Origin of the sequence: Pseudomonas sp. F3-2 (genome assembly GCF_038804275.1) — a bacterium.
Lineage (GTDB): Bacteria > Pseudomonadota > Gammaproteobacteria > Pseudomonadales > Pseudomonadaceae > Aquipseudomonas.
Genome location: NZ_CP152388.1, coordinates 5510776 through 5533510, shown reverse-complemented (window position 1 = coordinate 5533510; position 22735 = coordinate 5510776). Strand labels below are relative to the sequence as shown.

At 59.7% G+C, this 22735-nt stretch carries 17 protein-coding genes; 9 read left to right on the top strand and 8 right to left on the bottom strand.

Annotated features, from left to right (window positions below; genetic code table 11):
• Positions 1 to 102 precede the first annotated feature (102 nt).
• Together AAGQ88_RS24680 and hemE are read left to right on the top strand one after the other, a co-directional pair.
• Complete coding sequence (locus tag AAGQ88_RS24680; RefSeq protein WP_342653867.1) at positions 103 to 1521, top strand: FAD-dependent oxidoreductase; 1419 nt, start codon at positions 103 to 105, stop codon at positions 1519 to 1521.
• A gap of 192 nt (positions 1522 to 1713) precedes the next feature.
• Positions 1714 to 2778 carry a uroporphyrinogen decarboxylase gene (gene hemE / locus AAGQ88_RS24675; protein ID WP_342653866.1) on the top strand — a complete coding sequence of 355 codons (1065 nt, stop codon included), beginning with the start codon at positions 1714 to 1716 and terminating at the stop codon, positions 2776 to 2778.
• A gap of 210 nt (positions 2779 to 2988) precedes the next feature.
• Here hemE and AAGQ88_RS24670 read toward each other — a convergent pair whose 3' ends face one another.
• Positions 2989 to 4215, bottom strand: a complete 1227-nt coding sequence (locus AAGQ88_RS24670) for an MFS transporter (protein ID WP_342655879.1) — start codon at positions 4213 to 4215, stop codon at positions 2989 to 2991.
• Positions 4216 to 4374: 159 nt separating this feature from the next.
• Between AAGQ88_RS24670 and AAGQ88_RS24665 the strand changes: the two genes are divergently transcribed.
• Positions 4375 to 5265 carry a LysR substrate-binding domain-containing protein gene (locus tag AAGQ88_RS24665; RefSeq protein ID WP_342653865.1) on the top strand — a complete coding sequence of 297 codons (891 nt, stop codon included), beginning with the start codon at positions 4375 to 4377 and terminating at the stop codon, positions 5263 to 5265.
• A gap of 35 nt (positions 5266 to 5300) precedes the next feature.
• Here AAGQ88_RS24665 and AAGQ88_RS24660 read toward each other — a convergent pair whose 3' ends face one another.
• Entirely contained in the window at positions 5301 to 5867 is a 567-nt protein-coding gene (locus tag AAGQ88_RS24660) for a hypothetical protein (RefSeq protein ID WP_342653864.1), read from the bottom strand.
• Between the two features lie 209 nt (positions 5868 to 6076).
• On the opposite strand from AAGQ88_RS24660, the gene AAGQ88_RS24655 reads away from it, so the two are divergent.
• A complete protein-coding gene (locus AAGQ88_RS24655) occupies positions 6077 to 6856 on the top strand; it encodes a ParA family protein (RefSeq protein ID WP_342653863.1) in 780 nt (259 codons plus the stop codon).
• Positions 6857 to 6892: 36 nt separating this feature from the next.
• Here the strand turns inward: AAGQ88_RS24655 and AAGQ88_RS24650 are convergent, their stop codons facing one another.
• Both AAGQ88_RS24650 and trxC read right to left on the bottom strand, forming a co-directional pair.
• The gene (locus AAGQ88_RS24650; protein WP_342653862.1) at positions 6893 to 7264 is read right to left on the bottom strand and encodes a PAAR domain-containing protein; all 372 of its coding nucleotides are present in this window, start codon (positions 7262 to 7264) and stop codon (positions 6893 to 6895) included.
• A 135-nt stretch (positions 7265 to 7399) separates the two neighbouring features.
• Positions 7400 to 7834 (bottom strand): thioredoxin TrxC, encoded by a 435-nt coding sequence (gene trxC, locus AAGQ88_RS24645; RefSeq protein ID WP_342653861.1) that lies wholly within the window; start codon positions 7832 to 7834, stop codon positions 7400 to 7402.
• A 164-nt stretch (positions 7835 to 7998) separates the two neighbouring features.
• On the opposite strand from trxC, the gene AAGQ88_RS24640 reads away from it, so the two are divergent.
• Both AAGQ88_RS24640 and AAGQ88_RS24635 read left to right on the top strand, forming a co-directional pair.
• Positions 7999 to 8694: an amino acid racemase gene (locus tag AAGQ88_RS24640; RefSeq protein WP_342653860.1), complete on the top strand. Its 696-nt coding sequence runs from the start codon at positions 7999 to 8001 to the stop codon at positions 8692 to 8694.
• Between the two features lie 304 nt (positions 8695 to 8998).
• Positions 8999 to 9997, top strand: a complete 999-nt coding sequence (locus AAGQ88_RS24635) for a hypothetical protein (protein WP_342653859.1) — start codon at positions 8999 to 9001, stop codon at positions 9995 to 9997.
• Here the strand turns inward: AAGQ88_RS24635 and AAGQ88_RS24630 are convergent.
• Genes AAGQ88_RS24630 through AAGQ88_RS24620 form a run of 3 tightly spaced genes read right to left on the bottom strand, consistent with a single transcriptional unit; the run spans position 9981 to position 16640 of the window.
• A complete protein-coding gene (locus AAGQ88_RS24630; RefSeq protein ID WP_342653858.1) occupies positions 9981 to 11444 on the bottom strand; it encodes a YdiU family protein in 1464 nt (487 codons plus the stop codon). The genes AAGQ88_RS24635 and AAGQ88_RS24630 overlap by 17 nt on opposite strands.
• Positions 11445 to 11492: 48 nt before the next feature.
• Positions 11493 to 14861, bottom strand: a complete 3369-nt coding sequence (mscK, locus tag AAGQ88_RS24625) for a mechanosensitive channel MscK (protein ID WP_342653857.1) — start codon at positions 14859 to 14861, stop codon at positions 11493 to 11495.
• A 36-nt stretch (positions 14862 to 14897) separates the two neighbouring features.
• A complete protein-coding gene (locus AAGQ88_RS24620) occupies positions 14898 to 16640 on the bottom strand; it encodes a potassium/proton antiporter (protein ID WP_285422674.1) in 1743 nt (580 codons plus the stop codon).
• 293 nt (positions 16641 to 16933) lie between these two features.
• Here AAGQ88_RS24620 and AAGQ88_RS24615 point away from each other — a divergent pair, with 293 nt between their 5' ends.
• On the top strand, positions 16934 to 19486 hold the full coding sequence (locus AAGQ88_RS24615) for a DUF6543 domain-containing protein (RefSeq protein WP_342653856.1): 2553 nt from the start codon (positions 16934 to 16936) through the stop codon (positions 19484 to 19486).
• 10 nt (positions 19487 to 19496) lie between these two features.
• Here the strand turns inward: AAGQ88_RS24615 and AAGQ88_RS24610 are convergent, their stop codons facing one another.
• Positions 19497 to 21299 carry an acyl-CoA dehydrogenase gene (locus tag AAGQ88_RS24610; protein ID WP_342653855.1) on the bottom strand — a complete coding sequence of 601 codons (1803 nt, stop codon included), beginning with the start codon at positions 21297 to 21299 and terminating at the stop codon, positions 19497 to 19499.
• A gap of 262 nt (positions 21300 to 21561) precedes the next feature.
• On the opposite strand from AAGQ88_RS24610, the gene AAGQ88_RS24605 reads away from it, so the two are divergent.
• Positions 21562 to 22251 (top strand): hypothetical protein, encoded by a 690-nt coding sequence (locus tag AAGQ88_RS24605; protein WP_342653854.1) that lies wholly within the window; start codon positions 21562 to 21564, stop codon positions 22249 to 22251.
• A gap of 4 nt (positions 22252 to 22255) precedes the next feature.
• Positions 22256 to 22699 carry a hypothetical protein gene (locus AAGQ88_RS24600; RefSeq protein WP_342653853.1) on the top strand — a complete coding sequence of 148 codons (444 nt, stop codon included), beginning with the start codon at positions 22256 to 22258 and terminating at the stop codon, positions 22697 to 22699.
• The last annotated feature ends 36 nt before the right edge of the window (positions 22700 to 22735 follow it).

Here is a 22735-nt window from a genome sequence, read left to right as displayed (position 1 = left end):
GCTTCAAGCCGCAAGTTAACGGCAGTGCGTGATTTGCCTGCGAACATGGTTCTTACGGCTGCAGGTGTGTGACCTGCAGCTGTTGTGTAGAGGTTCTAGAGAATGGCTGAACGTCTGAGTAACGACTTCCAGTTCATCGATGTCGGGCGTAAAGACCCGAAGAAGAAACTGTTGCGGCAACGCAAGAAAGAGTTCGTGGAAATCTACGAACCCTTCAAACCCCAGCAATCGGCCGATCAGGCCCACCGCTGCCTGGGTTGCGGTAACCCGTACTGTGAATGGAAGTGCCCGGTGCACAACTTCATTCCCAACTGGCTCAAGCTGGTCTCCGAAGGCAACATCCTTGCGGCTGCCGAGCTGTCGCACCAGACCAACACCCTGCCGGAAGTCTGCGGTCGCGTGTGCCCGCAGGACCGTCTGTGTGAGGGCGCGTGCACGCTGAACGACGGTTTTGGCGCGGTCACCATTGGTTCGGTGGAGAAGTACATCACCGATACCGCGTTCGCCATGGGCTGGCGTCCGGACATGTCCCGTGTCGTACCGACTGGCAAGCGCGTTGCGATCATCGGTGCCGGCCCTGCGGGTCTGGGCTGCGCCGATGTACTGGTGCGCGGCGGCGTGACCCCGGTCGTGTTCGACAAGAACCCCGAGATCGGCGGCCTGCTGACCTTCGGTATCCCGGAGTTCAAGCTCGAGAAGAGCGTGCTGAGCAACCGTCGTGAAGTGTTCACCGGCATGGGGATCGAGTTCCGCCTCAATACCGAAGTCGGCAAAGACGTCACCGTTGACCAGTTGCTGGAAGAGTACGATGCCGTTTTCATGGGCATGGGCACTTACACCTACATGAAGGGCGGCTTCCCGGGTGAAGACCTTCCGGGCGTGCACGACGCGCTGGATTTCCTGATCGCCAACGTCAATCGCAACCTGGGCTTTGAAAAGTCGCCGGAAGCGTTTGTCGACATGAAGGGCAAGAAGGTCGTGGTACTCGGCGGTGGCGACACCGCGATGGACTGCAACCGCACGTCGATCCGTCAGGGCGCCAAGTCGGTTACCTGTGCGTACCGTCGTGACGAAGACAACATGCCGGGCTCGCGCAAGGAAGTGAAGAACGCCAAGGAAGAAGGCGTGAAATTCCTCTACAACCGCCAGCCCATCGCCATTGTCGGTGAAGACAAGGTCGAGGGCGTGAAGGTTGTCGAGACGCGTCTGGGTGAGCCCGACGCGCGCGGTCGCCGCAGCCCTGAGCCGATTCCAGGCTCCGAAGAGATCATCCCGGCTGATGCCGTGGTCATCGCCTTCGGTTTCCGCCCAAGCCCGGCGTCGTGGTTCGAGCAGCACAGCATCGAGACTGACAGCCAGGGCCGCGTGGTAGCGCCGGAGCAAGGCAAGTTCAAGCACCAGACCAGCAACCCTAAGATCTTCGCCGGTGGCGACATGGTCCGCGGTTCCGATCTGGTGGTGACTGCCATCTTCGAAGGCCGTAATGCGGCTGAAGGGATTCTGGATTACCTGGGCGTGTAAACACGGCAGCTTCGAGCTGCAAGCCACAAGCTGCAAGCCGTGCGCGTACTGCTCCTGCTTGTGGCTTGAAGCTTGCCGCTTGTGGCTGGCCCCATGCGACAAATCGACCCGATAAATAAAAGGCACGGTACTGACCGTGCCTTTTGCGTTGGTGTCTGAGAAAATGCCCGCACTTTTTTTCCGGATGCCGCCATGACTGCCCTGAAGAACGACCGTTTCCTTCGCGCCCTGCTCAAGCAACCCGTAGACGTCACGCCGGTATGGATGATGCGTCAGGCGGGTCGCTACCTTCCGGAATACCGCGCCAGCCGCGCCAAGGCCGGGGACTTCATGAGCCTGTGCATGAATCCGGCGTTCGCCTGTGAGGTGACCCTGCAACCGCTGGAGCGTTACCCGCTGGACGCGGCGATCCTGTTTTCGGACATCCTCACCATTCCCGATGCGATGGGCCTGGGCCTGTACTTCGAAACGGGCGAAGGGCCGCGCTTCAAGAAAACCGTCACCACACTGGCCGATATCGAAGCGCTGCCGATTCCGGATGCGCAGAAAGACCTGGGCTACGTCATGGATGCGGTCAGCACCATTCGCCGCGAACTCAACGGCCGCGTGCCGTTGATCGGCTTCTCGGGAAGCCCTTGGACACTGGCGACTTACATGGTCGAAGGCGGCTCGTCCAAGGACTTCCGCAAGTCCAAGGCCATGCTCTACGACAATCCGCAGGCCATGCACCTGTTGCTGGACAAGCTGGCGCAGTCGGTCACCGCTTACCTGAACGGCCAGATCCTGGCAGGGGCGCAAGCCGTGCAGATCTTCGACAGCTGGGGTGGCAGCCTCTCGGCGGCGGCGTATCAGGAGTTTTCCCTGGCCTACATGCGCAAAATCGTCAACGGCCTGATCCGTGAGCACGACGGGCGCAAGGTGCCGGTGATTCTCTTCACCAAAGGCGGCGGCCTGTGGCTGGAAAGCATCGCCGACACTGGCGCCGATGCGTTGGGCCTGGACTGGACCTGTGACATCGGCGAAGCCCGTCGTCGCGTGGGCGGCAAAGTCGCACTGCAAGGCAACATGGACCCGACCGTGCTGTATGCGCGTCCGGAGGCCATTCGCCAGGAAGTCTCGAACATCCTCGCCAGCTACGGCAGCGGCACGGGCCACGTCTTCAACCTCGGCCACGGCATCACGCCTGAGGTCGACCCGGCCAACGCAGGTGCCTTCATCGAAGCCGTGCACGAGCTGTCAGCGAAATACCACCAGTAAGCGCTGAACCTCACCTATAAAACGCCCGGACTTGCCGGGCGTTTTCATTTGGGTGGGGTCATGCTGCTTGGAATTCCCACGGCGTGTAGATCCTGTCAGCAGTTGTCGAGATCGTCATAGGAGTAAAGCGTGAATCAAATATTCACGCCTTACTGCCAGGCCATGTGGATGCGGAAGATGTGAAACGAATCCAGGGTTTGTAGGACAGACTCAAACCTTCACGTTCACTGCCAATGGTGGCACTTTCGCGAGTTTCAGCGCGGCGCCCAAGGCAACCAGCAGCAGGATGCCGATAAAGATGCCGATCCCATTCCAGCCCGCGTAGTGCCAGAAGACGCCGCCGCCGGTGCCGGCCACGCTGGAGCCGACGTAGTAGCTGAACAGGTACAGCGATGATGCCTGGCCCTTGGCCTTGACGGCGCGACGGCCGATCCAGCTGCTGGCGACGGAGTGAGCGCCGAAGAACCCGAAGGTAAACATCAACACGCCGACAATGACGATCGCCAATGGGCTGAAGAGGGTGAGTGTCACGCCCACGAGCATCAACAGAATCACAGCCCACAGCACGTTGCGGCGGCCCAGTTGATCGGCGAGCGCACCGATTTTCGCGGAGCTGTAGATGCCGGACAGGTACACGACAGAGAACAGGCCAACGACCGCCTGACTCAGGTTGTACGGGTCTGCGAGCAGTCGGTAGCCGATGTAGTTGAACAGCGTGACGAAGGCGCCCATCAACAGGAAACCCTCCAGAAACAGCCACGGCAGGCCGGCATCGCGAAACTGCAAGAGGAAGCCGTCCAGCAGATTGCGGCCGTTGAGTGGGCGAGCGCGGAAATTGCGCGACGGCGGCAGAATCTTCCAGAACACACAGGCGGCTGCCAGCGCGATGACGCCCATGATCGACAGCGATGCATGCCAGCTGACGAAGTCGCTCAATACGCCGGTGATCACGCGACCGCTCATGCCGCCAATCGCGTTGCCTCCGATGTACAGGCCCATCGCCAGGCCGATGTGTTGCGGATGGATCTCTTCGCTCAGGTAGGTCATTGCCACGGCAGCCAGCCCGCTCAACGATAATCCGACCAGCGCGCGCATGAACAGCACGCCTTCCCAGGTTGGCATGATCGCGCTGGCGATGGTGAAGATCGCGGCCGAAAACAACGAGAAGACCATCACTGACTTGCGCCCCAGCCGGTCAGAGATCGGTCCGGTGATCAGCAGGCCGATGGCGAGCATCGCGGTGGACACGGAGAGGATCATGCTGCTCTGCGCAGCATTGATTGAAAAGTCGCGAGACAACACTGGCATCATGGGCTGGACGCAGTAGAGCAGGGCAAACGTCGCGAATCCGCCGGAAAACAGTGCCAGTACGGTGCGAATGAATGCGGGGGTGTCTTTTTCAATGTAGGCGTCGCCGAGCGGGATGGCGGCTTCGATGACCTCGGAAGCGGGCGCGGCGGCAGATGCAGCAGTATTCACAGGTGACCTCAGAAGGGGAGCAGTGCGGCGATAGGAAAAAGCATATAGCCCGCTAACGATCCTTTCCAATATATTGTTCGACCTGTTTGATAGCTTCTACGACCTAATGAGATCGCCATGGAATTACGCCATCTGCGCTACTTCATCGCGGTGGCTGAAGAGCTGCACTTCGGGCGCGCCGCTGAATCCCTCGGGATCTCTCAGCCGCCCCTCAGCCAGCAGATTCAGGCACTTGAGCAGGAACTGGGGGCGCGTCTGTTCGAACGCACCAATCGACGCGTGGCGCTCAGCGAAGCCGGCCGACTGTTCCTCGATGAGGCGCGCCTGGTGCTGGCGCAGGTCGAAAAGGCCTCTGACGTCGCGCGAAGAGCGCAACTCGGCGAGCTGGGCGAGCTCAAAATCGGCTTCACCGCGTCGGCGCCTTTCACCTCGAGCATCCCCAAGGCCATCTTCGCCTTTCGCCAGCGTTACCCCGCCGTGCACTTGGCGTTGCAGGAAATGAGCAGCAAGGAAGTCGCGGAGCGACTGGAAGAAGAGTCGATGCAGGTGGGCATCATGCGGCCATTGCCGTTGCCGGACTCACTGGTTGCCGTCGAATTGTTGCGCGAGCCGCTGGTGGCGATTCTGCGGTCCGATCATCCGCTGGCCGAGGGCAGCGCTGACGGTATCCACCTCAGGGAGCTGGCGAGCGAGCCGTTCGTGTTTTTTCCACGTACCTATGGCAGCGGGCTGTATGCGCAGTTGCTGAGTCTTGCTCGAGAGGCAGGCTTCAGTCCTTTGTTCACTCAGGAAGCAGGCGAAGCCATGACCATCATCGGGCTGGTGGCGGCAGGACTGGGAGTCACCGTCCTGCCGGCCTCGTATCAGCGCATGCGCATCGACGGTGTGGTGTACAGGACGTTGCTCGACCCGGATGCCACGTCGGCGGTCTGGCTGGTGCAACGCCGGGATCAGAAATCGCCGATGGCCAAGGCCTTCATCGAGCTGGTGACGCGCAAGGCCGGGTGAGGTCTCGACATGTCGCTGGCTTGCGCGGCGCGGAGTCAGCGGCTTGCCTTGCCTCTTGCAGGGCTCAGCAGATAGCTCGTGCCATCAGACAGCGTCACACGGAAAAAGCCCTCCGATGCGTAGCTGACCTGCCAACGTCCCTCAAGGCTTCTTTCATAGGGTTGCAGTGCAACGCCCGGGTAGACGAACCGTACTTCTTGCACGGAGGTCAGCGCGAACAGCACTGCGCCGAATAAATCCCGTGCATCGTAGTCGGCATCCGATTTGGCTTTGTCTTGCCAACCGTCGTTCGTGAGGTCCTGTTTGGCGAGCAGCGTTCCGGATGCACCGGTCAGGGTGAAGCGCACGCCGTGGTCTCGTTTCTTGATTTCCAGCAGTGGGGCTTGTTGTCCGTCATCCGGCTGATGTTGGGCATGCAGGACAATTGGCAGCTTCAAATGAGGCACCTGCGCCGGCAGCGTTTCTCGGTCAGCGCACGCGCCCAGCAGCAACAGCATGCTGGCCAATAACAGGTTTCGGATCATCGACTTACCTACGATTTTGAAGGGCGCCGCCAGCGTTTGCGCGTTCGGCACATGGCAGGCGGGCGCAGCGGCCGTCATTATCGGGTCGTTACCGCATACAGGCAAATCATGGTCACGCAAGGCGATACCGTGACGGAGCCTTCCGCCGTTTGCCCGCTGCGGTTGTCGTCCGGTTATCCGATTTCTCCTGGACACTCGCCCTTGTTGCCCGGATTGCCTAGACTCGGGACCATTCATGCGGTCGCCGGGCGACCCTTCATGGCAAGACAACGACAGGGAGTTCCTACATGCGGCGTGTGGTGTTCAATCAGAAAGGCGGCGTCGGAAAATCCAGCATCGCCTGCAATCTGGCGGCAGTCAGTGCCCATGAGGGTTACCGTACGCTGCTGATCGACCTGGATGCTCAGGCAAACTCAACGCAATACCTCACGGGGCTCACCGGCGAGGAAATCCCGATGGGTATCGCCGACTTCTTCAAGCACACGCTATCTTCGGGACCCTTTTCCAAAAAGAACCAGGTGGACATCTACGAGACGCCCTTCGAGAACCTGCACGTGGTGACGGCCACTGCAGAGTTGGCTGATCTGCAGCCCAAACTTGAGGCCAAGCACAAGATCAACAAACTGCGAAAGCTGCTCGACGAGCTCGACGAAGACTACGACCGCATCTATCTGGACACGCCTCCAGCGTTAAATTTCTACGCCGTTTCCGCGCTCATTGCCGCCGATCGCGTGCTGATTCCCTTCGATTGCGACAGCTTTTCCCGCCAGGCCCTGTATGGCCTCCTGAAAGAGGTGGAAGAGCTCAAGGAAGACCACAACGAAGGCCTGGAGGTGGAGGGCATTATCGTCAACCAGTTCCAGTCACGTGCCAGCCTGCCGCAGCAGATTCTCGACGAACTGATCGCCGAGGGGCTGCCGGTCCTGCCGGTCTATCTCAACAGCTCGGTCAAAATGCGCGAATCTCATCAGGCCAATATGCCGCTGATCCATCTGGATCCCCGGCATAAGCTGAGCCAGCAATTCGTTGAATTACACCATTTGCTGGAGAGCAACACTGCGCATTGAGACCACCCGCGCCAACGGTGACCGTTAGCCGGTCACTCAGGGTGCCAAAGGCTCTTGTCTGGATAACATCAGACGTTTCGCGCGTTTTCGAGCGTTCGCCGCCATGTCCTTGGGCAGCGAGATGGTAGCGTCCATATCGGCCTGAAGCGCGTTTTGGCTGGCGATCAAACGGTTTGTTCCCTCATCGCAGCTGCACTGTACGCGCTGACCAGTGGTCGCCACCGCAATCAGTGCATCAATGAACGTCGGGTTGCCTTCGCAGATGAACCCGACCTGTTCGCATGCCGGGCACCACACCGGGTCGCCCATGCGCGCGAGCTGTCGACCTTCGCACGTCAATGTTCCTGATGCCTTGAGTACGGTGCCGCCTGTCGTAGTCGAATCGCCTTCTCTGATCACGAATGTCATCGCTTGTCGCTCCAGGGTGCCGGTGTGAGCGGTAACCCTAGACGCGGTTTTCGATGTTTTTTCGGGCTCGGGGTCGTTTCAGAAGAAGCCTACGCCACGCGCTGTCGGACGCTGCGGACCTTGTAGAAACGGCTTTCAAATCCCTTGGCTGCTTAGCCAGGCGGTCAATTGCTGGAGCGGCATGGCGCCGCTTTGTCGAGCGACTTCGCGGCCGTTCTTGAACAGGATCAGGCTGGGAATTGATCGAATGCCCAGTTGCGCCGACAGCTGCGGGTTTGCCTCACTGTCCAGTTTGGCCAGGCGGACGCGGCCACTCAACTGCAATGCTGCTTGTTCGAACGTCGGGGCGAAGGACTTGCACGGCCCGCACCAGTCCGCCCAGACATCCACCAGCAACGGCAGATCGCCTTTGATCTGGCTCGCATAATCGCCTTGAGTCAGGTTGAAGGGTTTGCTCAGCAGAACGGCCTGTTTGCAGCGGCCGCACTTGGGCTGATCGCTCAGCCGGTCGGCGGGAATGCGGTTCAGGCCATTGCAATGCGGGCACGGAATCAACAATGAGTCGGACATGACAGACACCTGGAGATGGGCTAGTGACCGATAAGTGGAGCCGGCAGGCGGCTTTATCAAGCTGGGTGACGCCAGACTGTACCGCAAGCTTCAAGCGTTTCTGTCACTGGCCTGGCGGCAGGTTCGGGCCTAGCCTGCTGCTGTGACTTTGACGGGAGGCCTGCATGAAAACCTTGGGTGTATTGGGCGGAATGAGCTGGGAATCCACCGCCACCTATTACAAATGGCTCAATGAAGGCGTGCGCAATGAGCTGGGCGGGCTTCATTCGGCACCATTGCTCCTGCACTCCGTGGATTTTGCCGGCATCGCCGCGCTGCAGAAGTCAGGTCAGTGGGAGCTGGCGGGCGAGCAATTGGCCGAAGCGTCCAGAGGGCTCGAACGCGCCGGAGCGGGCGCGATCTTGCTGGCGACGAACACCATGCACAAAGTCGCGACCGCAATCGAAGGTGCGGTCGACATCCCGTTGCTGCACATCGGCGATGCCGTTGGCCAGGCCCTGCAGGGTAAAAACGTGACGTGCGCCGCGCTGCTCGGCACGCGCTTCACGATGCAGGAAGACTTCTACAAACGTCGCCTGTCCGAGCGCTTCGGTATTGAAGTGGTATTGCCGGACCCGGATGCCATGGCAGAAATCGACCGCATCATCTTCGCCGAGCTCTGCCTGGGCCAGTTTCACCCGCCTGCTCGCGCCTTCTATCTGGGCGTACTCGAACAGCTTCGCGAGCAGGGCGCTCAGGCCGCGATTCTTGGCTGCACCGAGATCGGCCTGCTGCTGGATGGCGTGCAAAGCCCTTTGCCGCTGGTCGACAGCACCGAGGAGCACGTGGCGATGGGGCTGACATGGTTGTTGAAAGGGTGATGAAGTTATTTCCCACAGCATTGGCGGTATCTTCGCGGGGCTAGTTTCACTGGGCGCGAGTCCACCCATCCGATCACCAGATCACAGATTCACTCACACGTGAAGGCCGTGCCCATTCCTCGAATCGTCCGCTGATTACGCCTGTTTGTCGTGATCCGCGGCCCTGCCGCCTGACTTTTTATCCAATAGAACGCCCTGATTGGCCAGCTAGCCGCAGGCATCGCCCCCGCATAGCTTCCCGCTCAGGGGCGTTGCAGTCGCTTGAAACCATCGCCCCTGTCCATTCATTGTCAGGGAGTCGTCGATGATCAGCCAGATTCAGGCCGCCGTTTCCGCCATCATCTCGAGTAAAACGCCAGCGCTGTCAGCTGGGCAGAAAAGTGATCAGCCTGCTGTGGATAAGACAGAGCCGGCAGCTGCAGACAAGGCGAGCTTTTCCACGCTGGCCAGTCAGCTCAACGACTGCGCCGCGCGAGCAGCCAAACGGGATGCTGGAATGACCCACGCCGAACTGGGGCAATACGGGCGCAATCGCATCAGTGAGTTCCTGATCGAAAGCCGCACCGTCAACAGCGGGACGCGCGCCATGGAAGTGCCCAAGACGAATGACCCCGAACTGCTGGACCGTGCACGCGAGGCCAGTGCGTTCGTGACCCGGACACTGGCCGGTGACAAGAACGCCAAGAGCCCGTTTGAAAATCTCTCGCGAGAACAACTGAACCTGATTGCCTTTGACGACAGCGCCACCTTCACCCTCAACGAGCGACGCGCGGCGTGGCATGGCGTGCAAAAGCTGGACGAGGCCTGGCGTAAGGTTGCGATTCCCGAAGGCGTCATCGAGCAGACGCGCACCGGCAAAGCGTCGAGGTTTTACAAAGAGGCATTGAGCTACTTCAAGGCACTGCCCGCGATCGAGAAAGCAGTCGATTACCCCAAAGATGCCGAGGCAATCCTTGAGGCGCGCATCAAGGACGACAAGACATTGCCAGCCCTGCCGGGAACCTCGATGCGACAAGCCGCGGATCGCAAATTGACGCTGTACGACATTCTCGCGGGCATCGTTGACGCTTACAGGGACAAGAAAGCCGATGCTGCAAACCCGGTTCACACGAAGAAATTCAGCCCGAGAACCTCGCCGGTCGCCACGAGCTGGACTGAAAAATTCCTCAGTAAAGAGGTCGTGAAAGCGGCGGCCAAGCCGGCTGTTCAGCCAGCGGTAGCAGGTAGCCAGACCACTCCCGCTGCCGGGCAGCCTGCACCCGCCGACAAGACCGGATCAGCGGCACTCACGACGAACAACTGATCTCCAGATGCTTGCCCCAATCCGGTGGACGCTGTGCATAGCTGTCCATTCCGGCCTGCTCTTCGAACGGTTTGCACAGCACCTGATGCAGGCGGCGGACTTCGCTGTAGTCGCCTTGTTCGGCGGCTTCGATGGCACGCTGGGCCAGGTAGTTACGCAGGATGTACAGCGGATTGACGGCGTGCATGCGCGTGCGGCGTTCTTCCTCACTGGAGGCCGGCTCCCGCGCACTGCGCGCTTTGTAGGCGTCGGCCCAGGCATCGAAACCCAGCATGTCGACGAAGTCATCGCGCAGTTGGCTCACGGCGAGCTCAGCGGATTCGTCTCCCAGGCGGCGGAAGAACAGGCTGTAGTCGACGCCACTGTTCTGCATCAGTTGCAGCAGGCGTGCGATCAGGTCCGCGTCGTCTTCTTCGGCGGTCGTCAGCCCCAGGCGACGGCGCATCAGGTCAAGGTAATGTGCCTGGTACAGCGGCAGGAACAGGCCCAGCGCTTCACGCAAGGCTTCGACGCTGATGAACGGCGTGAGCGCCTGAGCCAGCGCGCTGAGGTTCCACTGTCCGATCGGCACCTGATTGCTGAAGGAATAGCGACCTTCGTGATCGGAATGGTTGCAGATGAAGTGCTGGTCGAAGTCGTCGAGGAAGGCGAACGGGCCGAAGTCGAAGGTGATGCCCAGAATCGACATGTTGTCGGTATTCATCACGCCATGACAGAAGCCGTAGGCCTGCCATTTGGCGATCAACTCGGCCTGACGCTCGACAATCGTCCGAAACATCGCCAGATACGGTTCAGGCTGCTCACGGCACTCGGGGTAGTGCAACGCCAGCACGTGATCGGTCAGTTCTTTGAGTTGTTCGTTCTGCTTGGTGTAGAAGAAATACTCCAGGCTGCCGAAGCGTACATGACTCTGCGCGAGGCGCAGCACCATCGCGGCGCGCTCTTGGGTCTCGCGCCAGACCGGCGTGCTCGAGCCTATTACGCAGGCGGCGCGACTACTGGGAATGCCCAGCGCGTGCAGCGCCTCGGAGGCCAGGAACTCACGAATGGAAGAGCGCAACACCGCGCGACCATCGCCCATGCGTGAGTAAGGCGTCTGACCGGCGCCCTTCAGGTGCAGATCCCAATGCTCGCCGGCATCGTTGTACACCTCGCCGAGCAGCAGGCCTCGACCGTCGCCAAGGCGCGGGTTATAGGAGCCGAACTGATGACCGGAATAGACCATTGCGCGAGGGTCGGCTTCGGCCCAGAGCTTGTGACCGCTGAAGAGTTCGGCAAACACCGGCTCTTTGGCTTGCGAAGGATCCAGATCCAGCAATGCCAGCGCCGCATCGCTGGCCACCACCAGTCGGGGTTCGGCGATCGGCTCGGGCAGCACAGACGTGGAAAACGCGTCACCCAGGCGGGCAAAGCGGTTGTCGAAGGTCAGCTCGTCGAGGGCTTTCAAGGGATGCCTCCAGCAGAATGTTCAGCCATTCTGCTGGCATTACCGATGTCAGTCGAGCCTGACGTCCGGCGGCTCGGGCACGTCCTTGGGAGCGGCAGGCACCGGGGCGGGCGCTGAGAGGGTTTTGTGCTCCTGCTCGATCGGCACCATCTTGTACTCCTGTCCCTGCATGTTCTTGAGGTAAACCTCCATTTGCCGGAACGAGATGTTGATGTGCTGCTTCTTGAATTCCTTGTTAATGAACCGGTTGATCTCGTCGAGCACCGGGTTTCGGTCGCCCAGGTCGCGCACGTGCATGCGCAGTTCGTGGTCCAGCGTGCTTTCGCCGAAATTCAGGAAGTACACGATAGGCGCCGGCTCTTTCAGCACGCGAGGGTTCTCGTTCGCGGCTTTGAGCAACAGGCTGCGCACCAGGTCAAGGTCCGAGCCGTAATCCACACCCAGCTTCAGCGTGACGCGAGTGATGGTGTCGGTCAGCGACCAGTTGATGAGCTGACCGGTGATGAACGTCTTGTTCGGGACAATGATGTCCTTGCGGTCAAAGTCGGTGATGGTCGTGGCGCGAATGCGGATCTTGCTGACGGTGCCGGACAGGTTGCCGATGGTGATGGTGTCGCCGATTCGGACCGGACGCTCGAACAGGATCATGATGCCGGAGATGAAGTTGGCGAAGATCTCCTGCATGCCGAAACCCAGGCCGACCGACAGCGCCGCCACCAGCCATTGCAGTTTGTCCCAACTGACGCCCAGCGCAGAGAGCGTCGAGACGAAACCCACGCCGGCAATCGTGTAGGACAGCAGCGTCGTGGTGGCGTATGAGCTGCCCTGCTTGAGGTTCAGCTTCGACAGCACCAGCACTTCAAGCAGGCCGGGCAGGTTGCCGGCCAGTACGAAGGTGATCCCGATGATCACCAGCGCGCCGATCAGGTCGCCGAGGCTGATGGGCACCATGCTCATGGTGGGACCGGTGCCGCTGGTGTATTCGTAGAGCGTGATGTTGTCCAGATACGAGAAGACGGTGATCAGGTCGGCCCAGACGAAATACAGCGCGCCGATGAATCCCCCAATCAACGCGAGTCGGATCAGTCGCAGCGATTGCTGGTTGACCTGCTCGATGTCCAGCGTCGGTTCTTCGATCAGCGTTTCACCTTCGCCCGCTTCCTTGGCCGCCTGACGTTTGCTCAGCGCGCGCTGATACGCGAGGCGACGGGCGGCAACGCTGAGCCCACGGACGAATGCCGCCTCGATGACGAGCCAGAGCATCAGCAGATAAAGCGTGTCGATCAGGCGATCACTGAGCTTGAGCGCGGTGTAGTAGTAGCCGAAACACACCGCCAGAAACAGCGCGACCGGCAGCGCCGTGAACGCAAGGCCGACAGCGCGGCGGAACAGCGATGCGTTCTGGTGCGCCGGACTGGTCAGCAGCAAGCGCCCGAGCAGCCAGGTCATCATCGCGTAACAGGTGAGCACCACCGCGATACCGATGACATCGTCGGCCAACGCCGAAGGTTCGTGCTCGGCGACGGCGACGACGGTTACCAGCGCAAGGACCACCAGACCGAGGCGTCGAATCCAGCCACGGAGGAACTCGACCTGAGGTTTGTCCCAGCGGAAGTGCAGCTGCGCGACGCCGCCCGGTGCGAGGATGCGATAGGCGGTATAAAACACCAGCCAGGCGAGCGAGACCTGCAGCAGGGCGGCGCCCAGGTTAATGTTCTGCCCGCGGGCGTCGATTTGCAGCGCAAAGGCGCAGAGCGCGAGGGCGAGCGACAGGGGCATGGCCAGCAGGATATTGATGAGGATGGCCAGCGGTGTCTGCCATTGCCGGTCACGCTTGAAATGGCCGATGTCGCCATGCAGGCGGTTGAGCTTGTCGTAAAGCGCTTTGCGTTTCCACATCAGCGCGCCGATCACCAGCAACAACGGCAGGAAGATCAGCGGACGCTGAGTCAGCCCATCTTTCAATTCGCTGATGCTGGAGGTCCACGGCAGCGTCGTGAGCTGCTTCATCAGGCGCGGCTGAACACGCTCGAACCACTCGAGGTCCAGCGGTTTGTTGCTGGGAATCCAGAACATCTGCTCATCCAGCGTCTCGCGCAGGCTGATCGCTGTGCTGACGAGCTGCTTCTGATTGAGCTGCAGGGTGATGGATTCATTGAGCAGCGCACTCAACTCGCGATTCAGGCGCTCGAGCAGGTCGCTGCGCGTAGTCGCCAGGTCCAACAACGTTTTGCGCAGGGCGGGGGTGACGTCTTCCGGCTTCTGCGTCGCGAGCAACGTTTCAACATAGGCGCTCGGGCTACTCATCTGTTCGCGCTGTTGATTGACTTCGAACTGATACAGCCGGATATCGGCGATTTCGTCCGCCAGGCCGCTGTCGAGCTTCAGCTTGGGCAGCGATTGCTTCTGTTTGTAGAGAATCTTGGAGAGCAGCAAGCTGCCGCTGAGCACGTTGATCTGCTCATCCAGCGCTTGATCGGTCTGGGTGAGGGCATCGAGCTGAGTCTTGGTCTTGAGGTTCTGCTGGGTCAGCTCGTTGAGCCGGTCCGTGCCGCGCAGCAGGTAATCGGACAGCTTGAGGTTCGCGGCGCTCTCGGTGGCCAGCAGGCTACTGCCGCCAGCTTTCTGCGCCTCGATCGACAGCTGCGTCACGGTCTCCTGGGACTGTGCGCGGCGTTTGTCGTTGATCAACGTCTGCAGGTCCTGGATTTCCTGATCCTGACGACTGACCTTTTCGGTGAGCAGATCGTGCTGGCTGCCGCCCAAGTCCTGAAGCTGGCTGTTACCGGCCAGTTCCTGACGACGCAGGGCGATCAGCGCGTTGATAGAAGCAAGTTCGGCGTTGAACTGGTTGCGCTGATCGGCGTTGATCGCCTTGCCACCGTCCTTGCCTGACTTGAGGATGCTGTTGATCGTCTGAATACGCGTCTGCGCGCTGCTGATTTCGGCCTGAGCCCGTTCGGGGCGGGTCTGCGCGGTGATGGTCAGGCTGTTGGCATCGTTCAGCGCTTTTTGCAGATCGGACTGCTGAGTGCTGCGCTGGCTGAGGATCTGCTCGAGCTGCGGCACATCGAGGTTGGCATAGCGCTGAGCGACCGGCATCGGTTTGCTGGCTTTGAGCTTGGCCAGCTCGCGCTGGTTTTCGCTGGTCTGCCGGGGCGCATCGGTCAGCTGTTTCTTCAGATCATCGAGCTTCTGCTGATTGTCTTTCTGCGCGGCGATGAACGTGAGGGTCTGTTCCAGAACTTGCTGCAGCGCTTTCTGATCATCGGCCGAGAGCTTGCGGTCGGCGATTTTGTCCAGGCTCTGCTGGACGGCTTCGCTGGAAGGTGGAGGCGTATCGGCGGCGAGCGCCGGAACAGACGACAGGCATAGCCCAAGCAGGGCCGAGGCAAAAAAAGTACGCAGCGTGAACATAGACACCGGGTCGAGCGATCAGGAATGAGGAGCAGTTTAGAGGAACAACCCGGGACCCGGGCGGCTTCCTTCGGGGAATCTGACGCCCACTTTGAGGATCTTGTTCCCCTCCATAACCGCAACTGTCCAAATAGTTCCGTTCCATTCGACCTGGTCGCCCACAATCGGCGCGCCGCGATTTTTCTGAATGATGAACTGGCTCAGCGGCATATTTGAATCCAGCCCGTCGAGCTTCAGACCGTACAGCGCCGCGACAGCCCCGAGCTGAGCGTCTCCCTCCAGAACGAAGTCACCGAAGAAGCGCAGATCCAGACCGCGTTGTGGTGCCTGACTGAACAGTTTTCCGAGGGCTGGAAGGTCGTGTTCATGCCCGATCACGCACAGCAGGTCACCCACTTCCAGCACCGTACTACCCGACGGATGGAGCAGTTGCTGCCCCCTGAACAGCGCAGCGATCCGCGTGCCTTCCGGCATTTTCAGCTCTCGCAGGGCCGCGCCGATGCACCATTTTTCTGCGCCGAGCCGATACACGAACAGCTCCCACTCACTGGTGACGTGCACCTCAAGCGCCGCACGGGAAATCGGCGCCGGATCGGGTGGAACCGTCACTTTCAGCAGTTTGGCAACCCACGGCAGGCTCGTGCCTTGGACCAGCAGCGAGACCAGCACGATGAAGAACGCGAGATTGAAGTACAGCTGAGCATGGGGCAGGCCCGCCATTAACGGGAACACCGCCAGAATGATCGGCACCGCGCCGCGCAGTCCCACCCAGGCAATGAAGGCTTTCTCACGTCCGTGGAAGACCTTGAACGGGAGCAGCCCGGCTACCACCGACAGTGGACGGGCGACCAGGATCATCCACAGCGCCAGCCCCAGCGCGGGCAGCGCGATTGGCAGCAGATCGTGTGGCGTGACCAGCAACCCGAGCACGAGGAACATGCCGATCTGAGCCAGCCAGGCCATGCCGTCGAGCATGTGCAGAATGCCGTGGCGGCTGCGGATAGGCTTGTTGCCCAGCACCAGGCCGCACAGATAAACCGCCAGGAAGCCGCTGCCGTGGATGGCGTTGGTCAGGGCGAAAACCGCCAGACCGCCTGCGATGACCAGAATCGGGTACAAGCCGTTGGCGAGATTGATCCGGTTGACCAACTGCAGCATCAGCCAGCCGCCGCCCAACCCGATAATTGCGCCGATGCCGAACTCTTGAATCAAATGGCCCAACAGGCTCCAGTGCAAGCCGGTCTGGCCGCTCGCGATCATGTCGATCAGCGTTACGGTCAGGAACACCGCCATTGGATCGTTGCTGCCGGATTCGATTTCCAGGCTGGCGGTGACCCGTTCGTTCAGGCCTTTGCCGCCGAGCAGCGAGAACACCGCCGCTGCGTCCGTGGAGCCGACGATGGCGCCAATGAGCAGTCCCTGGATGATATTCAGGTCGAACAGCCAGGCCGCGACCATGCCGGTCAGCCCCGTGGTGATCAACACACCGACGGTTGCCAGCGACAACGCCGGCCAGAGCGCCACGCGGAAACTGGCTACCCGAGTACGCAAGCCGCCATCGAGGAGGATGACCGCCAGCGCCAGGTTGCCGACCAGATAAGCCGTGGGGTAGTTATCGAAGATGATGCCGCCGCCGTCGACACCGGCGGTCATGCCGACCGCCAGGATGATCACCAGAATCGGAATGCCGAGTCGCGATGACAGCGAGCTGACCAGAATACTCGCACCCACCAGCAACGCGCCGATCAGGAACAGGCTGTTGATGGTCGTAGCATCCAAGTGCGGTACTCCAGACGAAAGTGATAAATGCATCCGTGAACTGACCATGCAGTCCGCGTGCCAAGGGATTTAACCTGTTGAATTGGTTGGCTGTCAAAGCGTAATTGCGCAAGGCCAGGCACTTGGAGCGGGTGGAGTCGACGGGTCACCGGGCTGCGGCCGGTGCAGTTCGGCGGATCGCTGTCTGCGCGCGTATCTGGGGAGCGTCGCGAGGCCCCATAACTATGTATGGCAGATAGCACCCTGAATTCTGATTACGTCGTGCGTTCATTCAGGAAGAAGCGATCCGCTCCATGCATGTTTCAAACGCAGTCGTAACAACCGAGTCAGACGAAAAGCAGCTCAAGCGAACAGCAAGTGACTACGTCGCCGATTATCCCGATCTCCACGAACTGGCCAGATCCGCAGCGCAGAAGATTATGTTCAGCCACACGGGCAAGCACCTCGATCCCGCTCGCGTGTACTGGCACAGGTTTTCATCGGGCAGCAGCAGTCCGCTGTCTTTCAACGGCTGGAGGCACGGCAGCGCTCCGGTGGAGTCGATGACGATGATCGAGCTGATGATTCATCGTTTCAATGTCAGTGACCAGCAGTCTGCGGATGAGCTGGGGCCGTACAGCGGTTTCTACACGGATGACGCCAGCCACGAGTGCTTCGACGAACGCAATGAAGTCCGGATGCGGCCAGAAGATGTGCTTGGGGATTTCTGGGCATTGGATTTCAGCGCGGGCTATCGGCGCAGGTTGGACCGGTTTTGGGCTCGACACAGCGACAATTTTTGCGTGCTGGCCAAAGCCAGATTTCTGGCCTGCGCGGCGGCGAGTTTTGGACAGAATCTTCTTTCCCTCGCCGATTTCCAGCTGTTGCGAAGCATCGTCACGACTGATCCGGTGCCAACCCTGGCACACCTGCGAGCGCCAGCGGCGCAAGGCAACTCGGTCCTTTATCTGGAGCTGGGCGAGTTCAAGGCGCGAGATGTCCTGCGAATAGTCGGCGCGGGCGATCGGCAGATTCTGTATTTGAGTGGAGATGCAGCGCCGTTCCGATGCTTTGATTCGCACCAGCACTTGTATGAATGGCTTAAAGCACAATTTCTGTCAGCACGGACGCGGCCTGCGATCTGCGCCCGGTTTCTTCGCTCGACTGGGGATTGGCAGGTGCATCGCGAGGCGTTCCAGCGCAACGTGGCGCAATTGTTAAGTCGAGCAGAGGACCCTGAGGGACCCGACCAGCTCGTCAATCCGGGGCATGTGCGCATACCGGGCGACCCGTTCGTTCACCTCCGGGATCTGGCGCGCCGCGAAATGCGTGAGGATGCTGACACGCTGCTGATCAGCAATAGCGATCTGCGCAAACGCATCTGGCTCGGCTATCTGAACGCGTTTCTTTCGGTCTTTGGCAATCTGGCGCCGCTGGCCTGGCCGATGGCCCTGGCGGTTGTCGGCGCGAGCGCAATCAGTCTCGGTCTGAGTATCGATCAGGCGGTCAACGGCACTTCGGCGCCGCAGCGCCGGGCGGGCATCCAGAGCGCGATCAATAACGCGATTTACTTGTTCTTCAACCTGCCATTTCTGTTGCAGATGGGCGGAGGCGTCAGATCGGCGGCGACGCGGGTCACCCTTTCGACGGGTGAGTTGCCCGCCGATCCCTTGTCAGGCATGCAAGGCGACAGGGTTCTTGAAATGCAGGTGCCATCGGCGCAAGAAGGCCGCTTCAGAGGAACCTACTCGTTGAATAATGGCGAGACCTGGGTGTTGATTGACGGCGAGGCGCGTCGGGTCATGTTTGATGAAAGCCTAGGCACCTGGGTGATGGTGGAGGCAGGCAATCCGTTTGCCTTCGCAGGTCGCTGTCCGCTGCGACTGAACCCGGATGGTCAATGGCAGCGCCTGCCACGGGCCGGGTTGTCTGGCGGCATGCCGATGGACGCGGCCGTCACGGCAGTCGCTGATCAACCTCGTTTTACAACCGTGCAATCTGCGTTCTGGGACCGTTTCACGCAGCTTGATCTGTACAGTGAACAGCTTCATTCCAGCGACGCGCTCGCTCGACAGAAAGCCGTGGTCGAAGTGTTCCCGCTGGAACCGGACGAGGTGACTTCCCTCGACTCGGAAGGTGAAGATATGCACTTCGACGAATGGGGCGCCAGGCATCATGTGTTTCGCACTCATGACGGCGAGTACGTCGCATCCAGCATCCGGCAGTACACCCGGGAAGACGACGCGTACAACCAGTTCCTGCGCACGGGTGTGCCGAAATATCCTGAACAGATCGCAATGCTCCAGCGTCTTGCGACCGATGTGGCGACCGTGGGCTGTAACAATGATGTCGCCCTGTATCGAGGTGGCAGCGGCGCGCGAGGCACATCAGGGGCTTTTTTCCGTACGGGCGAGGTTCGCTCAGGTGATGTGCTGGTCAACACCGATATCACCTCGTTCAGCGAGAACCCCTACATGGCGAGAACCTTCGCCAGTAATCAGGGCGGGATGCACGCCAGCGCCACGACCGCACCGATTCTCTTCGATGAAACCAGCGTGGTGTTCGTACTCCCTGAAAAAAATTATCTGAACGCCGTGCCAGTCGCGCCCTTTTCTGCGAACCCGGAGGAGGCCGAGTCTATTTTCTTGCCGGGGCATTATTTTCAGATCGACAGCATCGAACACGTTCTCGGGACGTTTTATCAATTCATGAAAGTGCAGTTGCGTGAGGTCGCAGGGCCGATAGAAGGGAAGAAGCTGCTTGATCTGCGAACGGGAGAGGCTTTTAGCCGCGAGCGTTTTGCAGCCCTTCTTGGACCCGCCGCGAAAACGCTGACCGACACCTTCTTCCCCCTTTCCACCCATTAACGGCGAGCCGTCAAAACCACTCATCCTGCATCGACAGGCAGGTGTCGTCCCGGCGTTCGAGAATCGCCAGTTCGTGATGACATCCCGGTACTTCCCACGTCAGGAAGTACCGGGCAGCTTGCAGCTTGCCGTTGTAAAAACGCGTGTCGGACTCGTCCGCCCCGTTCAGTCCCTCTTGGGCGCGAATCGCTTGCTCCAGCCAGCGCCAGCCAATCACGGTATGGCCGAACGCTTTCAGGTAGAGCGCTGAGTTGGCGAGTGTGGCGTTGACTTTGCCCTGTGCCAGATCGGTCAGCAGCCCGATGGTGACGGCTTGAAGGCGTGCAACCAGCTGCTCGAGCGGCTCACGCAGGGCATCGAGCGCTTCATGCGTCTGTGCCTGCTCGCAGGTGTGGGCGATCAGCCTGACCAGTTGCTTGAGGCCTGCGCCTCCATTCTGCGCCAGCTTGCGTCCCAGCAAGTCGAGCGACTGAATCCCGTGCGTCCCCTCGTGGATCGGGTTCAGCCGGTTATCCCGGTAGTACTGCTCCACTGGGTATTCCCGGGTGTAGCCATGACCGCCGAGAATCTGGATCGCCAGCTCGTTGGCCTTGAGGCAGAACTCCGAAGGCCAGGATTTGACGATCGGCGTCAGCAGGTCGAGCAGTTCGTGGGCCTGTTTGCGCTGGTCTTCACTTTCGCCGGTCTGGGTATCGTCGAACAGGCGCGCGGCGTATAGCCCCAAATCAAAGGCGCCTTCGACATAGGCCTTCTGCGTGAGCAGCATGCGTCTGACGTCGGCGTGCTGAATGATCGATACCGGCGCGGCCTGTGGATTCTTGCTGTCGGGCAGCCGACCCTGCGGACGCTCGCGTGCGTATTCCAGCGAATACAGATACCCCGCATAGCCGAGCATGACCGCGCCCATGCCCACGCCAATCCGTGCCTCGTTCATCATCTGGAACATGTAGCTGAGCCCCTGATGCGGCTTGCCCACCAGATAGCCTACGCACTGCCCGTTGTCGCCGAAGTTCAGCGCTGTGGACGTCGTTCCGCGCCAGCCCATCTTGTGAAACAGCCCGGCGAGTAACACGTCGTTTCGCGGCCCCAGACTGCCGTCGTCGTTTACCAGGTATTTCGGCACGATGAACAGCGAGATGCCTTTCACGCCGGGTGGCGCGTCGGGGAGCTTGGCCAGCACCAGATGCACGATGTTTTCCGACAGCGGGTGATCGCCTCCGGAGATGAAAATCTTGTTGCCGCGCAGGCGATAGGTCCCGTCGTCCATGGGTTCGGCACGGGTCCGGATGTCGGAGAGCGATGACCCGGCGTGAGGTTCTGTCAGTGCCATGGTGCCGAAGAACCGACCCTCGATCATGGGCTGCAGAAAGCGGCTTTTCTGTTCGTCGCTGCCAAAGCTTTCGATCAGGTTCGCTGCGCCCATGGTCAGGAACGGATAAGACGTAGTGGCGGCGTTGGCCGACTGGAAGTGCGCGAAGCAGGCTTGCGAAAGCAGCGTCGGCAGCTGCATGCCACCGGCTTCGAAGTCGCGCGCGGCATTGAGGAAGCCTGCTTCGAGAAACGCGTCGACAGCGGGCTTCACCTCCGGGATCAGGACCGCCTCGCCGTTCTCGTAGCGCGGCTCGTGCTCGTCATTCTTGCGGTTGTGCGGCGCGAAGTATCTTTCGGCAATGGTGCGCGCAGTCGTGATCGCCGCATCGAACGTCTCGCGACTGTGCTCGGCAAACCGTTCACGCCGGGTCAGCGCTTCGGCATCCAGCACTTCATACAGCTCGAAAGCCAGATTGCGCGAACTGAGCAGCGTCTCGGACATGGCAGCGTACCTTTTGATGAATTGCCGTCGAGTCTAGGTAGGCGCGGAAGGGGTGAACAGGAAGATTAATTTGCGTGATGGAGGGTTAGAAAGGCGGTGGGCTGTGTGGCGCAGCAACGTCGTTCTCCCACCATGGTTGTCGGGTGTACTTAAAACGGAATCATCCTACGTTGATAGAAGGTGCATCCGGCATTCTTGGATTATTAAAGACGGTATGAAGGCCGAGTATTTTCATTGGTCACGTCTTTGTAAGGGGCCGGACATGAGTGAGGTTGTTGCCAAAGGTGAAATAAGGCGTCATCAGTTGCAGCGAATAGAAAGCCCGGTTTTCGCCAAACGTGAAATTCAGAGAGCTTTGAATGAGCCATCCAATATTAGGGGATTGCCCGAATTGATTCGAGAGTGCGGCATCTCTTTAGAAGACTGCCAGTTGGATTACCATAGACGCCGAATAGGTGAAAAGATTAATCGAGGTGATTGGTTTTTTATAGCGGACAGGCCTATTAAGCCGCTCACCTCTGTTGAGCTCGAAAAATATTACGGGTTCAGGTTTTCAGCGCCTCCCTGCCGGCAGCTAAGCATGGCAAGGGCGAATATGTGTCTTCCTCACGGCCCGGGCCGTTGGGTGACCCGCGACATACAGACCGATATCGCAACCAACGCTTTGTCCTTCGCTGCAAACTGGCTCACTTCCAGAGGGGATGAAGGGCGAGTATTTCTTGCTGAGGGGAAGGATTATGCGAATACGTTCCGGACGATGATTCAGGAATGGCAGCCTCTAACGGACGGGGAGAGACACCTCAAAGATAAATCGGTCCATCGCGAATTCGGCGAACTGCGCCACATCAGGCAGCAATTCGTAGAGGCGGATGATCACTGGCAGCTATCAGGCAGCTCTTGGCACTGGCGCCCTGTTGCGGCGGATATTGAATATGAACTCAAGGAGAACTAATCAGATGAGTCGGTTAGAACTTCCTGCTGGGCGAGTCTACGTAGGGTGGGGAATATTTGATGCTATTTATGTTGCTCGTTATATGTTAGCTAGCGTGAGTGCGGGCAGGATCCCTTATGTTGACGATTTTAATAGCGCCATGGAACTCTTGGCCGTTCATGGGGCCTTGCCTAAGGTTTTGGCGACTGTGGTGTGGGGGTTGGAGATTTCGATTGTATTGAGTTGTTGTTTTTTTTTCTTGCGCTGGCGCACTGCAAGATGGTTGGCCTACGTTCAAGTGCCATTGAGGCTGGTGCTATTTGTTCCCTCTATCTCTGTGCTGTTCATGGGGCCAGATCTTAAAGAACGGTATGGCATTGCCCTGCTTTTATCGTTATTAGTCATATCTGAAGGTTTGAAGGTTTGGACGCTATGGGTGAGTGGCAGGGGTACTCATTCCTTGGGGTGATTCTGTAAGTGGCCGTCCTTTCGAGAGATGCAGCAG

Coding starts and splice junctions, on each gene's coding strand:
- hemE (WP_342653866.1), top strand. CDS start 1,714: ATGACTGCCCTGAAGAACGACCGTTTCCTTCGCGCCCTGCTCAAGCAA.
- AAGQ88_RS24635 (WP_342653859.1), top strand. CDS start 8,999: ATGATCAGCCAGATTCAGGCCGCCGTTTCCGCCATCATCTCGAGTAAA.
- AAGQ88_RS24650 (WP_342653862.1), bottom strand. CDS start 7,264: ATGACATTCGTGATCAGAGAAGGCGATTCGACTACGACAGGCGGCACC.
- trxC (WP_342653861.1), bottom strand. CDS start 7,834: ATGTCCGACTCATTGTTGATTCCGTGCCCGCATTGCAATGGCCTGAAC.
- AAGQ88_RS24680 (WP_342653867.1), top strand. CDS start 103: ATGGCTGAACGTCTGAGTAACGACTTCCAGTTCATCGATGTCGGGCGT.
- AAGQ88_RS24600 (WP_342653853.1), top strand. CDS start 22,256: ATGAGTCGGTTAGAACTTCCTGCTGGGCGAGTCTACGTAGGGTGGGGA.
- mscK (WP_342653857.1), bottom strand. CDS start 14,861: ATGTTCACGCTGCGTACTTTTTTTGCCTCGGCCCTGCTTGGGCTATGC.
- AAGQ88_RS24665 (WP_342653865.1), top strand. CDS start 4,375: ATGGAATTACGCCATCTGCGCTACTTCATCGCGGTGGCTGAAGAGCTG.
- AAGQ88_RS24655 (WP_342653863.1), top strand. CDS start 6,077: ATGCGGCGTGTGGTGTTCAATCAGAAAGGCGGCGTCGGAAAATCCAGC.
- AAGQ88_RS24640 (WP_342653860.1), top strand. CDS start 7,999: ATGAAAACCTTGGGTGTATTGGGCGGAATGAGCTGGGAATCCACCGCC.
- AAGQ88_RS24610 (WP_342653855.1), bottom strand. CDS start 21,299: ATGTCCGAGACGCTGCTCAGTTCGCGCAATCTGGCTTTCGAGCTGTAT.
- AAGQ88_RS24615 (WP_342653856.1), top strand. CDS start 16,934: ATGCATGTTTCAAACGCAGTCGTAACAACCGAGTCAGACGAAAAGCAG.
- AAGQ88_RS24660 (WP_342653864.1), bottom strand. CDS start 5,867: ATGACGGCCGCTGCGCCCGCCTGCCATGTGCCGAACGCGCAAACGCTG.
- AAGQ88_RS24605 (WP_342653854.1), top strand. CDS start 21,562: ATGAGTGAGGTTGTTGCCAAAGGTGAAATAAGGCGTCATCAGTTGCAG.